The organism is Nonomuraea sp. NPDC050404, assembly GCF_040655495.1.
GTDB lineage: Bacteria > Actinomycetota > Actinomycetes > Streptosporangiales > Streptosporangiaceae > Nonomuraea.
In genome coordinates this window covers 62338-77816 of the sequence record NZ_JBFAKB010000029.1, presented here as the reverse complement: position 1 = coordinate 77816, position 15479 = coordinate 62338, and the positions used below count along the sequence as shown (strand labels likewise).

Below are 15479 nucleotides of genomic sequence, written 5' to 3'. Positions count from 1 at the left end.
GTCAGGTGTACTCGGCCAGCGCCGTCAGCGCCTCGGCGCGGCCGGATTCGGCGCCGAGCTCCGCGAAGATCGCCGCCGCCGCACGCAGCTGTTCGACCGCGCCCTCCGGGACCACCTTTCCGAGCGTCAGCCGTACCCGGGCCTCGATCAGCCTTTCCGGCACCCGCTGGGAGAGCCACAACGCCCGGTTCAGGCTCGCCTCGGCGCCGGTGCGGTCGCCCAGCCCGGCCTTCACCTCGCCCAGCGTGTGCAGGACGTATGCCTCGCCGATCGAGTCGCCGGCCTGGTGGGTGATGGAGAGGGCCAGCTTGCAGTCCTCGATGGCCTGGGCGTGCTCGCCCTGGCGGTGGTACACCTGGGCGCGCCGTTTGAGCAGCTGGGCCGCCGTCCTGCGGGCGTTCGCGGGCAGGATGACCAGCGCCCGGTCGAGCAGGGCGGCGGATTGTGCCAACTGCCCGCGCAACTCGTGGATCTGCGCCAGGTAGCCGAGGGCGTGCGATTCGGAGCCCACGTCCCCCACCTGCCGCAGCAGCCGTACGGCCTGGCCGAGCCCGTCCTGCGCCCGGTCCAGATCACCCTGCCAGTACCGGACGGTGGCCAGCGCGCGCATGGCGAGCGCCCAGCCGTGATCGTCCCTCAGCTCGCCGAACAGTTCGAGCGCCGGCGTGAGCTGGCGGACGGCCTCGGGAAAACGCCGCTGGACCAGGTACAACATGCCCAGGGACAAGCGCATCGCGGCCTCGCCGCGGCGCTCGCCGGCACGTTCGCAGACGGTCAGCGCGTTGGTGGCGATGGCGTGCCAGTCGTCGAAGTGCCCGCGGGCGGCGTGCAGGATGGCGCCGCCGGACACCAGTTGCCAGCACAGTCCGCTCCAGCCGAGCGCGGCGCTCTGGGCGACGGCGGCCCTGAGATTGGCGCCGTCGGCTTCCAGCCAGTCCAGCGGATCGACCACGGACGTCTGCCTGAACTCGTGCCGGGGCGTCCAGCGCCGCGCGTCGCCGACGATGGTGGCGCAGTTCGCGGCGCCGTACTCGCTGATCCTGGCCTGCTCGGCGAGGGTGAGGAAGCCGCCGAAGACCCTGCGCAGCGCGTCGTCCCGATCCCGCGAGGACTCTTCGGCGTCGGCGCGCTCGCGGGCGAACAGGCGGATGAGGTCGTGCAGCCGGTAGCGCCGCCGGCCGGCGGCGTCATGCCCGAGCGCCTGCAGCAGATGGGCGTCGACCAGCTGTTCCAGCAGGTCCTCCGCCCGTTCGACCGTCACGTTCATCAGGGCCGCGAGCTGCCAGGGCGCGATCCCGCCCGGCGCGTCGATCAGCCCCAGCCGCCGGAACGCCCGGCGCGCGGACTCGGGCAGGTCGCGGTAGGACAGCTCGAAGCTGCCGCGCACCTGGAGCTCGCCCTGGCTGAGCTGGTCCAGCCGGTTCCGCTCTCCGGCCAGCCTGTCCGCCAGCTCCGCCAGTGACCAGTCGGGCCGGTTGGCCAGGCGGGCCGCCGCGATCCGCAGGGCGAGCGGCAGGCCGTCGCACAACTCGCTCAGCCGTACGGCGGCGCCGGGATCGACCGCCACCCGCTCCGTCCCGGCCACCCGCGCCAGCAGATCCCTGGCCTCGGCCACCGACAACACGTCCACCGGTACGGGATGCGCACCGTCGGCCGCCACCAGGCCCTCAAGCCGCCGCCGGGTGGTCACGATCACGCAGGACCGCGCCGATCCGGGCAGCAGCGGCCGGACCTGGGCCCCGGAGGCCGCGTTGTCCAGCAGAATCAGCATCCGCCGCTGATCCACCATGCTGCGGAACAACGTCGCCCGCTCCTCGGCGTCCGCCGGGATCTGCTCGCCGGGGACCCCGAGCGCGCGCAGGAAACGTTCGAGCACCACCCCGGCGGGCGTCGGCCCGGCGTGCTCGTGGTAGCCGCGCAGGTCGGCGAACAGTTGCCCGTCGGGGAACCGGCCGGCCATGCGATGCGACCAGTACACGGCCAGCGAGGTCTTCCCCACCCCGGCCACGCCGCTGATCATCGCCACGGGCAGGTGCTCGGCGGAGGTGCGCTCCAGCAGCGCGTTCAGGGCCTCAAGGGCGCGTTCACGGCCGCTGAAGGCCGACACCACCGGAGGAAGTTGCGCGGGCCGCGCCACCGTGGCCGGGGCGACCAGGTCGGATGGGGCGTCATGGATGGACGGGTCGTCGCGGAGTATCGCCCCCTGCAACTCCTGCAGCGCCCGGCCGGGCTCCAGCCCCAGCTCCTCGTCCAGGATCCGGCGACCCTCCTGGTAGCTCTCCAGCGCGTCGGCGTGCCGTCCGGAGCGGGCCAGCGCGAGCATCAGCCAGCGCCGCAGGCTCTCCTGCAGGGGATGCTCCGCGACCAGGGCCGACAGGTCGCCCACCAGCTCACGGTGCTGACCGATGGCGAGCTTCGACTCCACCCGGCGTTCGATGACCGTCAGCCGCAACTCCTCCAGCGGGCGGGCCGCCGCGGCGATGGCCGGGTTGTCCAGGCCGTCGAGCACCGGCCCGCGCCACAGCGCCAGGGCCTGGTCCAGGAGGTCCGCCGCCTCGGCCGGCCGGTCTTCCGCCACCGCCTCGCCGGCCCGCGCCACCAGCCGCCGGGCACCTTGCACGTCGAGCAGCGCCGCCTCGGTGAGCAGCCGGTAGCCGGCCTCGGTGGTCGCGATCACTTCTGCGGCGCAGCCGGCCTCCCTGAACGCCTTGCGCAGCGCGTGCACGTGGATGGCGACCTGCGAACGTACCGAAGCCGGTGGGCTCTCCCCCCACGTGCCCTCCACCAGCCGATCGACGGAGACGGAGCGCCCGGCCTCCAGCAGCAACATCGCCAGCAGGGAACGGGGCCGGACGCCGCCGAGACCTATCGCACGCTCTCCCACACGGGCTTCCAGCGATCCCAGGATCCGGAACTCCACCAGAACCGTCATCGCCCCGCCTTCGCCAAACGCCCGGAAAGGCAAAGTCAATCACAGAAGGGCCCGACGGTCCCGTGACCTACGGGATGGGGAGAGCACGGTCGTGCCCTCCCCATGGGGGATCACTGGGAGGAGCAGACCGTGCCGTTCAGGGTGAAGACGGAGGGCAGCACGTTCGGGCCGCTGTAGTTGCCGACGTAGCCGATCGTGGTGGAGGCGCCGGTCGCGAGGGAGGCGTTGCCGGCCTCGTTGACGACCTTGACCGCCGACCCCTCCTGCGTCCAGACGCCGCTCCAGCCGCTGCCCAGGCTCTGCCACGAGCGCGGCCAGCCGAAGTTCAGCGTCCAGCCGTTGATCGGGGCGCCGTTGTTGGTGAGGTCGATGGCGGCGACGTAACCGCTGGCCCAGTCGGTCTGGATGGTCAGTTTCACGGAGCAGGAGCTGGTGGCGGGGGTGCCGGTGGTGAAGGTCAGGGGTGGTGAGGGCTCCGACTGGGCGCCGCCGGCGTCCCTGGCGATCACGTTGACCGTGTAGCGGGTGCCCGGCTTGAGATTGGCGACGGTGAAGCCGGTGCCGGTGGTCTCGCCGAGTTGTTCGCTGATGGCGCCGTGCTGGCGGTTGATCTCGTACTTGGCGATCGGGCGGCTGCCGGGTTTGGCGGCCGGCCAGGTGATCGTGGCGGTCGTGTCCGTCACGGCGGAGACGGACGGCTGGCCGGGGGTGCCAGGACGGCCGGTCTGGGAGCCGCTGGGGCGCAGGACGAGGGTGGTCAGGGAGAGTGGCGGCAGGGTCTGGGCGGTCGCGCTGCCCGAGGACGACGTGGTGATGGTGGTGGCGCCGTTCGTGTGGGTCAGCACAGTCGGGGCGCCCGATGCCGGGCTGAAGCCGGAGTAGTCGATCTCGACCGGATGCGACGTGCCGGAGGCGGTGTTGATCAGCAGGACGGCCAGGTCGCCGTTCGGGCGGCGGGCCGCGTGCACGCTGACCGCGGGCTCGTCGGTGGCGGCCCGGATGAACCGGTCGCCGGGGCGGGCGAACTTGCTCATCATCTGCAACGCGTAGTACGGCGCGAACGGCGTGTTCAGCGGCGGCTCGCAGACGCTGCCGTCGGAGGTGCACCCGCCGCTCGACAGCAGGCCGAAGTCGCCGTAATCGGTGTGCCCCTCGACCTGGCTGACGGTGCCGATGCCGTTGTGCACGTTCCACCAGTCCACGGTGAAGACGCCGCCCGCCAGCAGGGTGGCGTAGGCGTCGGCGGCGGCCAGCGCGCCGGGCTGGGTGTTGGTGCCGTTGGCGTTCGAGCCCGTGTTGAACTCGGTCATCGCGATGCCGATCCGCTCCGAGCCGGGGCCGACGTACTTGGCGAGCTGGTCGCGGGTGAGCTGGATGATGTCGGGTACGTGGCCGGTCTTGTCCAGAGCGCCCGGGTACCAGTGCAGGATCACGAAGTCGATCTTCGATCCGGCGGCGGACAGGACGGTCTTGTTCCAGCTTCCGCTGTCGCCCTCGCCGGTGATGGCGTCGGGCCAGTTCGCCGGGGTGGTCAGCACCGCGCCGACCTTGATGGTGGGATCGACGGCCTTCATCGCGTCGGAGTAGGCGATGACGTGGCGGGCGTACTCGTTCGGGCTCTTGTCGGCGTGGTTGTCGGCCTCCCAGGCGGCGCCGTAGTGGCCGTTGCCGTAGTTCTCGTTGCCGATCTCCCAGTACTTGATGCCGTACTTCTTGGTGATGTTGGCGTGCCGCACCCAGGCCGCGGCCTCCTCGGCGGTGCCGGTGCCGTAGTTGGCGGTCACCATCGCCTGCGCCCCGGTACGGCGTACGCCGCCCATGAACGTGTCGAAGTCGGTGTTGGGCGCCACGTAACCGCCGGGAGCGGTGTGGTCGGCCCAGTGGTAGATGTCGGAGTAGGAGCCGCCCGGATAGCGCAGCACCTTCATGCCCGCCGCCTTGAGCAGGTCGGAGGTCTCGTTGGTGCCCAGGTTGCTGTCCCAGATCGCGTGGTTGGTGCCCAGGCCCGTCTCCGGGACGGTGGCCAGGGCGGCGCGGGCGTTGACGGTGACCGCCACGGCGGCGCTTTCTTCCGCGTACGCGGAAGGGGCTTGTAACGCGGCCAGCGTCAGCACGACGGCCAACGCGGCTCGCAGGGGAACGTTCGGCATCGGCGCACCTCGTGCTGGAGGACGGGAAGCATCAGGATCATGAGGGGGCGGGCCGAGGTCCGTCAATCGCGGCTGAAACTTTCAAAGGGCGAAATGCCATGATGGACGGCATGCTGGGGCTGAACGAGGAGGAGGAGCGGGCCTACCGCTTACTCGTACGGGCACACGAGACGGACGCCGAGGGCCTGGCCGACGAGCTGGGCACCACGACGGAGGCGGCGGCCGCCACGCTGGCGGGCATGCGCGGCGCGGGGCTCGCCCGCGAGGTGACGGCGGGCAGGTACGCGCCGGTCGCGCCGGAGCTCGCGCTCGGACCCCGGCTGGCACACAACCAGGAAAGACTCGACCGGGCCCGCCAGACCGTGGCCCTGCTCGCCGACGAACACCGCGCCGGCCTGCGCCGCAGGGACGCCGACCACCTGATCGAGGTGCTGCCGAGCCGCGCCGCGCTGCGCGAGCAGGTACGCCGGTTGCAGGACGGCGCCCGCGAGGAGGTCCTCGCCTTCTGCCGCGCCGGTCACGTGGTCATGCCGTCGCAGGACAACACCGAGGAGCTGGAGGCGCTCGGGCGCGGCGTGGCCTACCGCGTCATCTACGAGCAGGCCCTGCTGGAGGAGCCCGGGATGGTGGCCAACGTCGCCTACGGGATCAAGCTGGGCGAGCAGTCCCGCGCCGTGCGCACGCTGCCGGTGCGGATGATGATCTACGACCGGGCCGTCGCGCTGCTGCCGCTGGTCCAGCACGCGGGCGGGCTGACCGAGACCACGGCCGCCCTGGTGCGGGACAGCAGCCTGCTGGACGCGCTGATCGCGTTGTTCGAGGCCCAGTGGGAGCGGGCCACGCCGATCAGGTCCCCGGAGGAGGGGCAGGTCACCGACGCCCTGCAACGCTGCCCGCTGGACTCCGACGAGCTGTACCTGCTGTCGCTGCTGGTCGCCGGGGTGCCCGAGAAGACGATCGCCAGCCAGCTCGGGCTCAGCCTGCGTACCGTGCAGCGCCGCGTCTACCACCTGATGCGGCTCGCGGGCGCGCAGACCAGGATGCAACTTGCCTGGCATGCGGCCCGCGAGCGCTGGTTGTGACTCCTTCACGTCAGCATCACGCGCCCGCTGGAGGCGCCCAAATCGAGCCCGCGAGCGCTGGTTGTGACTCCTTCACGCCAGCGTCACGCGCCCGCTGGGGGCGCCCAAATCGAGCCCGCGAGCGCTGGTTGTGACTACTTCACCCCGTACGCCCTGGTGACGGTCTGCTCGAACCGGCTGCCCGAGTCGCCCGTCGCCGTCACCCGCAGGGACACCCCGGTATCGGTGGCCTTGTGGGAGACGAGCGTGGTGTAACGGCCCCGGCCGAGGGGGATGAGCGCGAGCTTGCGCCAGCTCTTGCCGTCGTCGTAGGACAGCTCGGCGGTCAGCCTGCGGGCCTTCTCTGCGGTGAAGCCGATCTTGACGGGAAGCGTTCTGTGGACCCTGCCCTCCAGGTCGGCGGGCACCTCGTAGTCCACGCCGAGCAGCGGCAGCGGCCCGTCGCCGGCGGACCTGAAGGTCCACTTCGTCTCCGTCGCGGTGGCGTAGCGCCAGTTCTCCGAGGTCCTGGTGGTGGACAGCTCCATGCGGTACTCGGCGTCCCCGGGTACGGCGGGGAAGGTGCCGCGCAGGTTCTCGCGCTCCTCGATCAGCTGGCCGTCGCGGTAGAACCGGGCCGTGCTGGTGTCCTTGTCGCCGCTGCCGCCCTTGTAGCCGTAGTGTCCGGCGGCGTCCACGAACTCGGGGACCTCGACGGACAGGACGTCGCCCGCCCGGGTGGCGGACTGCGCGGCCGGGCGTACGACCGGGGTGAACCAGTGCTCCTTGACGACCTCGGCGGGCCGGTAGGAGCGCGGCTTGTCGGTCAGGCCGCCGCGCAGCCGGTTCTGCGACTCCCAGGTGAGCATGTGCTGGACGACGTGCTGCCACTGGGTGTCGCCCGAGCTGACGTACTCGGCCCTGCGCAGCGGCGTCGGCACCACCCGCTGGGTCTCGAACTGCAGGTCCAGGTCGTACTGCTGCCAGGGCCGCCAGCCGTAGCGCTGGTCCTTGCCGTACCGCTCGCCGCCCGACTCGTGGTACCCGGCGTCGACCAGGGCGGTGTTGCGCCAGCTCACCTCGTGCACGATCCGCTCGGGCACCCGGCCCGTGGAGACCTGCATGACCTCGTACAGGTACGGCGTCGCGAACGCGCCCTTCACCTCCAGCACGCCGCCCTTCAGCAGCGCCTGCCCGCGGTCGTGGGTGATCAGCAGCGTGGGCAGCGGGTCGCGGGCGCCCGACGGGTTCCACGGCTGCCACATGGCCCGACCGTCGGGCCCGATCACGATCGCCGCCACGGCTCCGGCCTCGGCCAGGCCCTTGAGCTTGCTCGTCCAGTCGCCGAACGACTTGCTGGTGATGACCGCGGCCTTGCCCTTGAGGTCGCCTCCCGCGTCGCCGTCGGCCAGCCGCCAGCGGTGCGTGCCCTTGATCTCCGGCGACCTGATCGCGGGCCTGACCACCAGGTCGGCCCTGCCGAGCCGGGCCGAGACCCGGGGCGCGGCCAGCTGCCAGCGTGAGGCGAACTCGAACGTGCCGTTCTTGACCTGCGGCGTCGGGGTGACCGCGAGGCCCTCGACCGAGGGGAAGTTCATGGCGCCCAGGCTGATCTTCCTGGAGCCGTAGGTGCGGTGGGTGAAGTAGGTGGCGATGCCCTCCTGGATCACCGGCTGCGAGGTCCTGATCTCGACCGGCACGGCGGTCCTGGCGTCGAGCACCACCTCCATGTCGGAGGTGACGGCCAGCTCGGGCATGACGACGAGGGTGTCGATGGGCAGCTCGTCGCTCGGCTCGCCCAAGATCGCCTGCGTGTGGTACGTGCCCTCCGGCACCTCCACCGTCCAGCCCTCGTGCTCCTTGAGGATATAGCCGTAGGCGTCGTCCCTGCTGGCGGCGCCGTACATGGCGATCAGCGGCACGCGGTCCGGGTTGCCGTCGCGGCCGACCGCGGTGAAGTGCACCTTGTGCATCTTGCCGCGCCTGGTCAGCGCCAGCGTGGTGTGCACGGAGGACGAGCCGTCCGTCGCGGTGACGTAGCCCGTGTGCCTGCCGTGGGCGAGCTTGGCCAGGTCCACCCGCGCCTCGACGGTGGCGCTCGCGCCCGCCTCGACCGTGACGGTCGGGACGGACAGCGTCACGGCGCCCGCGCCGGGGGCGTCGCCGTCCAGGTTGCTGAAGGTGGGGGAGAGGGTGAGGGTCACGGGGGACTGGCCGGAGTTGCTGTAGGTGATGGTCCCGCCGGGGGTGCCGGTGGCGCCGTCCTCATGTACGCCCAGGCTGAGCGAGGCGGTGGCCGTCACGGTCTGGCGTACGGCCGCCGCGGCGTCCAGGCGTCCGCCGCCCTGCTCGAACGCGGTCTGGCCGTCGATGGTCTTGGCCGTGGACACCAGGGCGTCCTTGAGCCGGCCCGCCTGCCAGTCCGGATGGCGCTGGGCCAGCAGCGCGGCCGCGCCCGCCACGTGCGGCGTGGCCATGGAGGTGCCGTTCAGCCTGGTGTGCAGGTCGTCCACGGGCGTGCCCAGGCCGGTGCCGCTCGCCCTGGCGGCCGTGATGCCCACGCCGGGTGCGGTGATGTCCGGCTTGATCGCCTCGTCCAGGCGGGGGCCGCGGCTGGAGAAGGGGGCGAGCGCGTCGTTCCGGTCCACCGCGCCGACGGTCAGCGCGGACGCGGCGGCGCCCGGCGAGCCCACCGAGTACTCCTCGCCGTCGTTGCCCGCCGCCACCACGAACAGGGTGCCGGTCTTCGCGGTCAGCGTGTCCACCGCGACGCTCAGCGGATCGGTGCCGTCGGTGGCGCCGCCGCCGAGGCTCATGTTGACGACGTCGGCGCCGCTCTCCTGCGCCGCCCACTCCATGCCGGCCAGCACCTGCGACTCCGAGCCGCTGCCGTTCCTGTTCAGCACCTTGCCGATCGCCAGCTCCGCGCCGGGGGCGACGCCCTTGCGCAGGCCGTTCGAGGCGGCGCCGGTGCCCGCCACGGTGGCGGCGACGTGGGTGCCGTGGCCGTGTTCGTCCTTGGCGGAGGGGTCGTCGGTGAAGTTGCGGGCCTCAGCGATCTTGCCGGTGACGTCGGGGTGGCTCTCGTCGATCCCGGTGTCCAGGACGGCCACCTTGACGCCCTTGCCGTCGTACCCGTCCTGCCACGCCTGCGGCGCGCCCACCTGCGGGACGCTGTGCTCCAGCGAGACCTCGACCTTGCCGTCCAGCCACACCTTGGCCAGGCCGTCGCTCAGCCGCGGCTCGCCGCCCTGGCTCCACAGTGTGGGTAAGTCATTCTTTTCCGCCCGCAGCGTACGCGCGTTCACGCTGCTCAGCGTGACGGCCTTCGCGCCGGCGTCCTTGTAGGACAGGATGAGCGGCAGCACGTCGCTGCTCTCGTCGTCGTAGCCCTGTTCGATCAGGTCGCCGACCGAGAACAGCCGCTCGTCCACGAGGCCGCCCGACAGGTACGGCACCATGTCGGCGGGCGTGACCGTAAGGTCGCCGTCCTCCTCGCGGGTGAAGAACCTGATGTCCTCCCGTCCTTCGCCCGGCTTGACGGTCGCGGCGCGCTTGCCGCCGGCGAACTCCTGTACGGTCACCACGTCACCCGTGATCAGCGTGACCCGGTGTGACGTTCCTTCGGCCGCGGGCTCCGGCTCGGCGGCATGCCCCGGTACGGCGAGCATCGCCAGGCCCATGCCCGTGGCGGTGAGGAGGGGGATCCATCTCATGAACGAAACCGATCTGTCGTGCTGGTTTACCCGCTCACGAGAATGAGGGATCATGCTCGTGAGCGGCAGCCCTTTGGCCTGGGCAAACAGCGACATGTCATGAATGCGACAGCCGGGTTCTTTGCTATCGTGCCGCGGTGGATCTCTTCTCGCGTTCGTGGACGGCGTTGCTCGCGGCGGTGGCCGGGCTGTCCGACGAGGACTTCGAGCGGGCGTCCGGGTGCCGGGGATGGCTCGTGCGGGACCTGGTGTGCCATCTGGTCATCGACGCCCAGGACGTGCTGATCACCCTGGTCACGCCCAGCGAGGGCGAGCCGACCGTGGACGCGGCCGGCTACTGGAAGGTCTCGCAGACGCCGCCCACCGGTGAGGATCCGCTCGACGCGCTGATTCCCCGGCTGGCCGCCGCCTATGGGGAGCCGCGGTGGCTCAAGTTCCACCTTGACGACGTGGGGTCCGCCGCGGGGCGCGCCGCCGTGCTCGCCGATCCCGGTCTTCTGGTCAGCACTCAGGACGAGGTGCTGACGGTTGGGGATTATCTGTCCGCGTACGTGCTCGAATGGACCCTGCACCACCTCGACCTGATCGCGCACCTGCCGTCGGCCGCCGGGCCGCCGGCCGAGACGCTCGGGGCGGCTCGGGCGGCGCTGGAGAAGATCGCCGGGGCGGCGTTCCCCGCCTCGTTCTCCGATGTGGACGCGTTGCTGGTCGGCACGGGGCGGCGCGCGCCGACCGGCGCGGAGAGGGGAGACCTCGGCGAACTCGCGGCGAGGCTCCCGTTCGTCCTCGGCTGAGTGGCAGGGCGTCACCTAGTTGTACTTGTAGAGCCTGGTGGCCTTGCGGTGGTCGTTGTTGAACAGCGAGGCCCGGTACATGCTGATCGGCAGGTCGCCGTGTTCGGCCTTGCCGCAGGTGCCGGCGCCCGCCAGCTGGTGGATCTCGTAGCGGGTTGTGGGGTCGCCGCCCACGAAATACTCGGCGCGGGCCTGGAACTTGTCTGCGCCGGTGTCGCAGGCGTATACGAACGTCTTGCGCTCGGAGAAGCACATGGTCGCGGCGCCGTTGGTGGTGGTGCACCTCTTGGACTTGGCGCCGGCGGCGGCGGGAGTGGTGCGGGTATCGCGTTTGACAGGATATTTCGCGACATTTCGGACGGTCTTCCAGCGGCTGTACTTGATGCGTTCGTCGCCCGCGTAGAGGGCGGCGCGGAAGGTCACGGTCTTGCCGATCTCGCGGCTGCCGCGGATCTCGCCGTCGCGGCCCAGGTTGTGGATGACGTACTTGGTGCCGAGGTAGCCGTTCAGGTAGTACTCGACGGCGGTGTGCCGGTGGTCGCCGGCGGTGTCCTCGACCGTGATGCCGGGTCGGTCGCTTCCGTCGGGGCCCACGCACGCCTCCACGCCCTTGAACCGGGCGCAGACCGGCTCATCGACGGCGGTCGCGCTCGGCGCGGCGGTCGCACTCGACACGGGCGCCTGCGCTGCCTGGACCTGGGGCTGGGCCTGGGCCTGGGCTTGGGGCTGGGCCTGGACTGCGGTGCGAGGTGGTGTGGCCGTGGCCGCCGCCCCGTCGGCGCTTAACGCGGTGGCCACCATCACGACCGCCGCGATGACTGTGCGACGCAATGCCACTTGAACCTCACCAGCCTCATCTGTCACATGACTTTGCCTGGATGTGACGCGAAGCGTGCACGAAAGGTTCCGGATATGTCGGCATTCATTCATCAAGGATTCATGAAATGACAGGTGCCGGTGCCCTGGAGGAGAGGGCACCGGCACCAAGAAAGGTCGCCGTCGGTCAGACCGGCGGCTCCTTCCGCTTGGGGGCCACGCTGGCCAGCAGCAGGAGCAGCGCGCTCTGCGCCAGCATGCCGGGCGCGAGCGGCGGGGCCGCCCCCACCGACTTGGTCAGCGCCTGCCACCACTGGGTGAGCGGGGACAGAGAGTCCCAATCGGGGTTCATGCCGCCCATGCCGTGATTGACCGACACGTGCATGTAGACGCCGTACACCGAGGCAAGCAGGACGATCGCCGCCAGCGCGCGCACCACGGTGAGCACGGGCCCGGAGTCGCGCAACAGGAGCAGCACCAGCGCGACCGCGAGCAGCGCCAGGGCCACCCAGGGGATGAGCTGTACCGGGCTGGCCCAGTGGCGTTCGAAGGCGAGCTCCAGCGTGGCGCCCACGATGCCGATCGCGACCAGGGCCAGGATGCCCAGCCGCAGCGCCGTGGTGCCTGCGGGAACGAGCCGGCGGGTCGGCCGCGCGGTCGTACGAGGGGGAGTTGAGGTCATGTGCGGGACCACCGTCCGATGCGAGGTCTCTTTCTAAGTCCGCCTCAAACGTCTCCAGGCATCCTCAGAAGAACCTCAGCGAATTCTGAAGATCTGGTGAGAACTCTAGGAATCCTCGCGTCTCAGCACGGCGTCGAACACCTGCGCCAGCTCGGCCGCGTCCTGCCCCGCGTGGTGCGTGTGCGGGACTTCCGTCAGGCCAAGGCGGTGTTTGATCCTGCCCTTGCGCGACTGGGACCACTCGCAGCCCGTCAGCCCCATCCAGTAACTTCTCAGGTCCACGCCCGAACCGGTGGCCCCGAACGGGCTCTTGCCGGTGAAGCGCATGAAGTACCAGTGCACGAACATCCCGTCCCACACGGCGGGCGCGGCCAGGAACACGGGCCGGCCGATCTTACGCAGCCCGTTCACCCAGCGGGCGGCCGCCGCCATCGCCTCCTCCGGCGCCGGCGCCTCGCGCAGCAGCCGGTCGCGGTCGAGCCCGGAGACGGCCAGCGCCTCGGGCACGAAGTCATCGGAGATCGGCCGCAACTCGGTGTAGAAGGCCAGGTCGTCACGCCCCGCCACCGCCATGCCGAGCGAGATCATGCTGTACGGGCCGGGGATGGGTCCGTCGGCCTCCACGTCCACGGCGACGTACAACTCGGGAAGTTGGGACACGGCGGCAAGGATAGCTGCACGACATCTTCACGACATCCGCACACGGGCCTGGTGGATCGGACAGGGGCAGGCGCGGTGTGCTCGGAAGCGAACCTCATCGCGCCTCACCGCGTCAGGGAGAACTCCGTGCGACCACCGCCCCGACCCCGCTTCCTTTCGCCCCGCGCCGCCCCTTCGTCCCGCATCGCCCCTCCGCCATGCGCCAACCTTCCGCCGCGCACCGCCCCTTCCCCATACACCGACCTTTCGCCGTGCATCGATGCGAAATGGGTTGGAATCGGCGTGGCGGCGCCATGAGCATCGTCTTTATGACGGAGCAGCGCGGCTATATTCCCCTGGTCTCGCCCGAGCACGCCGAACGTATTGCCCGCTGGCACGAGAACGCCTACCGCGCGACCAGGAAAGAAGGCGCCAGAAAGCAGACCTTCTCCTATCTGGGCCGCACTCTGGTGGTGCCGCCGGGCGTGCAGCCCATCACCTCCATGTCGCACCTTCTCGGCGAGGCGGTGCTGGCCGAGGTGCGGCAGGGCGACCGCGTGCTCGACATGGGCACGGGAAGCGGAGTCAACGCCATCCTGGCCGCCCCGAAGGCCGCCGACGTCCTGGCCGTGGACGTCAACCCGCTGGCCGTCGAGGCGGCGCGGCACAACGCAGAACGCAACGCGGTCTCCGTCCGGGTGCGTGAAAGCGACGTCTTCAGGACCGTCGAAGGCGAATTCGACCTGATCGTCTTCGACCCGCCATTTCGCTGGTACGCACCCCGCGACGCGCTCGAAATGGCCACCGCGGACGAGAATTACCGAGCCATGACCGCGTTCTTCTGCGGCGTCCGGCGGTATCTCGCACCCGGCGGCAGACTGCTCGTTTTCTTCGGCACCTCCGGCGACCTGGAATATCTGCGGAGATTGGCGCGCGGGGCCGGTTTCGTCTCCCAGGTCGTGGCACACCAGAGTCTCGCCAAGGAGGACTGGCGGGTCGACTATTACACGTACCTCATGAGGGTGGGTGACGCCCGTGGAGAACTGGATTGACCAGCCGATCGTGGATCCCCTGATCCCCGAGCGGGACCGCGACCGCCTGACCGGCGCGCTGTCACTGCTGCTCGGACGGCCCGACCCCGAGCCGGCGCCCTGGGTGCGCCACCTGTTCGCGGTGGGCGCGGCCTTCGCCGCCGTGGCCGGGGCGGTGCTCGCCTCGGTCGCGTTCAGGACCGGGTACGACAGCGCGGGGCTGGCCGCCGCGATGATGTTCCTGTCCGGCGTCCTCTTCGCCGGCATCGCCCGCCCGAACCCGGGCGCACGGCTCACCCGCCGCTACACCGGCCGCTACGTCATCCCCGCCGAGCTGGACGATGCCGCCCTGGACCTGGTGGCGCGGGCCAGGAGAGCCGTCGAGGACGTGTCCACCTCCCGCGTGCACCGCCAGGGCCTCCTCGACGCGATCGCCAACGACGTGGTGCTCCCGCAACACATGTGGGACATCGCCCGCCTCGTACGCACCCAGGCGGACCTCCGCGCCGAACAGGCCGAGGCGCTGGCGCAGGAGGTGATGACCCCCGAACTGACCGCCGTGCTCGGACCCCAGCAGGAGGCACTGCGACGCTCGGTGGCGGCGGTGACCGAGCGGGTGTGGGAGCTGGAGGTGTACGCCGCCAGGGTCCGGGAGGCCGATGCGGCGCTGCGGGCGAGCGAACTGCAACGCAGCAACGACAGATACCTCGACCTGCTGGCCCAGACGGGCGACACGGAAGGCGTGCACACCCTGACCGCCCAAGCGGACGCCCTGACCCAAAGCCTCCGCAAAGCCATAACCGCCGCCCACCCCCTGACCCTCACCCCGTGAGTCTGACCTCGCCCGTGAGTCTCACCGTGAGGCTGCTGCCCCCGCCCCGTGACCTTTTGCCCCACTCCATGTCCCTTAGCCCCACGCCCACACCCTCAACCCCACCCCACCACGCCCCGGCGGGGTCAGAAATCCCGCCATTCGTTGAACCATGACGCGGCCTCCGCTCGGGGCACGCCGGCCCGTTCGGCCAGTCCCATGAAGGCCGCGCCCGCCTCCTCCCGCATCACCGTGTCGATCATCCTGTGCCGCTCCTCGACCGCGTTGAGCGCCTCCACGAACTCCCGCAGCACACCCCGGGCATCCGCCACAGCGGCCGGGTCATCGTCACTGGCCAGCAACCCGACCGCCCGCTCCGCCACCGCATAAGCCCGGCACGCCGCCTCACCGCCGCGCTTGTCCTCATCCACCCAGTCCCGCAGCGGATTGTCGATGTTGATCGCCAGCCACTTGTCCGACTTGGCCCGGCTGAGGCGCACCACCACCTCGCTGTCCTTGTACCGCTGCCTGATCGGCCGCACCTGACTGCTCCTGAGACAGTCAGCCGTGAGCCGCCGCAACGACCCCTCCGGCAACGGCAACATCTCCGCCGTAACCCCATAAGCGTCGATGAGCTCCAACGTATGCAACCGAGCCAACCCCGGCAGCCCACCCAGCCCGCTCAGCCCGTCGGGCACGCTCGGCCCATCCAGCCCACTCAGGCCGCCCAGCTCGTCCGGCCCGCTCAGGCCGCCCAGCTCGTCCGGCCCGCTCAGGCCGCCCAGCTCGTCCGGCCCGCTCAGGCCGCCCAGCTCGTCCGGCCCGCTCAGGCCGCCCAGCACGTACG

Annotated in this window: 10 protein-coding genes and 1 pseudogene; 4 read left to right on the top strand and 7 right to left on the bottom strand. The window is 70.9% G+C overall.

Annotation, left to right across the window (positions count from 1 at the left end; translation table 11 throughout):
* Position 1: 1 nt before the first annotated feature.
* Together AB0I81_RS50705 and AB0I81_RS50700 are read right to left on the bottom strand one after the other, a co-directional pair.
* The gene (locus tag AB0I81_RS50705) at positions 2-2932 is read right to left on the bottom strand and encodes a BTAD domain-containing putative transcriptional regulator (RefSeq protein ID WP_360674424.1); all 2931 of its coding nucleotides are present in this window, start codon (positions 2930-2932) and stop codon (positions 2-4) included.
* A gap of 110 nt (positions 2933-3042) precedes the next feature.
* Positions 3043-5082 carry a cellulose binding domain-containing protein gene (locus tag AB0I81_RS50700; protein ID WP_360674421.1) on the bottom strand — a complete coding sequence of 680 codons (2040 nt, stop codon included), beginning with the start codon at positions 5080-5082 and terminating at the stop codon, positions 3043-3045.
* 110 nt (positions 5083-5192) lie between these two features.
* Here AB0I81_RS50700 and AB0I81_RS50695 point away from each other — a divergent pair, with 110 nt between their 5' ends.
* On the top strand, positions 5193-6164 hold the full coding sequence (locus AB0I81_RS50695) for a LuxR C-terminal-related transcriptional regulator (RefSeq protein ID WP_360674419.1): 972 nt from the start codon (positions 5193-5195) through the stop codon (positions 6162-6164).
* A gap of 134 nt (positions 6165-6298) precedes the next feature.
* Here AB0I81_RS50695 and AB0I81_RS50690 read toward each other — a convergent pair whose 3' ends face one another.
* Positions 6299-9859 carry a S8 family serine peptidase gene (locus AB0I81_RS50690; protein ID WP_360674416.1) on the bottom strand — a complete coding sequence of 1187 codons (3561 nt, stop codon included), beginning with the start codon at positions 9857-9859 and terminating at the stop codon, positions 6299-6301.
* Positions 9860-9996: 137 nt separating this feature from the next.
* On the opposite strand from AB0I81_RS50690, the gene AB0I81_RS50685 reads away from it, so the two are divergent.
* Positions 9997-10653, top strand: coding sequence for a maleylpyruvate isomerase N-terminal domain-containing protein (locus tag AB0I81_RS50685; protein WP_360674413.1), 657 nt, complete (start codon positions 9997-9999; stop codon positions 10651-10653).
* A 15-nt stretch (positions 10654-10668) separates the two neighbouring features.
* Here the strand turns inward: AB0I81_RS50685 and AB0I81_RS50680 are convergent, their stop codons facing one another.
* From AB0I81_RS50680 to AB0I81_RS50670, 3 genes are all read right to left on the bottom strand, one after another.
* Positions 10669-11484 carry a hypothetical protein gene (locus tag AB0I81_RS50680; protein ID WP_360674410.1) on the bottom strand — a complete coding sequence of 272 codons (816 nt, stop codon included), beginning with the start codon at positions 11482-11484 and terminating at the stop codon, positions 10669-10671.
* Between the two features lie 172 nt (positions 11485-11656).
* Positions 11657-12151 carry a hypothetical protein gene (locus AB0I81_RS50675; protein ID WP_360674408.1) on the bottom strand — a complete coding sequence of 165 codons (495 nt, stop codon included), beginning with the start codon at positions 12149-12151 and terminating at the stop codon, positions 11657-11659.
* 105 nt (positions 12152-12256) lie between these two features.
* A complete protein-coding gene (locus AB0I81_RS50670) occupies positions 12257-12811 on the bottom strand; it encodes an exonuclease (protein ID WP_360674405.1) in 555 nt (184 codons plus the stop codon).
* A gap of 293 nt (positions 12812-13104) precedes the next feature.
* Between AB0I81_RS50670 and AB0I81_RS50665 the strand changes: the two genes are divergently transcribed.
* Entirely contained in the window at positions 13105-13842 is a 738-nt protein-coding gene (locus tag AB0I81_RS50665; RefSeq protein WP_360674402.1) for a methyltransferase, read from the top strand.
* Complete coding sequence (locus tag AB0I81_RS50660; protein ID WP_360674399.1) at positions 13826-14653, top strand: hypothetical protein; 828 nt, start codon at positions 13826-13828, stop codon at positions 14651-14653. Before AB0I81_RS50665 ends, AB0I81_RS50660 begins: the two co-directional genes overlap by 17 nt.
* Positions 14654-14778: 125 nt before the next feature.
* Here the strand turns inward: AB0I81_RS50660 and AB0I81_RS50655 are convergent.
* Positions 14779-15479: pseudogene (locus AB0I81_RS50655) on the bottom strand (hypothetical protein); the annotation flags it as partial.

Bases quoted from the DNA above. Each gene is read 5' to 3' on its own strand.
- AB0I81_RS50695 (WP_360674419.1), top strand. From the start codon at position 5,193: ATGCTGGGGCTGAACGAGGAGGAGGAGCGGGCCTACCGCTTACTCGTA.
- AB0I81_RS50675 (WP_360674408.1), bottom strand. From the start codon at position 12,151: ATGACCTCAACTCCCCCTCGTACGACCGCGCGGCCGACCCGCCGGCTC.
- AB0I81_RS50700 (WP_360674421.1), bottom strand. From the start codon at position 5,082: ATGCCGAACGTTCCCCTGCGAGCCGCGTTGGCCGTCGTGCTGACGCTG.
- AB0I81_RS50705 (WP_360674424.1), bottom strand. From the start codon at position 2,932: ATGACGGTTCTGGTGGAGTTCCGGATCCTGGGATCGCTGGAAGCCCGT.
- AB0I81_RS50690 (WP_360674416.1), bottom strand. From the start codon at position 9,859: ATGAGATGGATCCCCCTCCTCACCGCCACGGGCATGGGCCTGGCGATG.
- AB0I81_RS50665 (WP_360674402.1), top strand. From the start codon at position 13,105: ATGAGCATCGTCTTTATGACGGAGCAGCGCGGCTATATTCCCCTGGTC.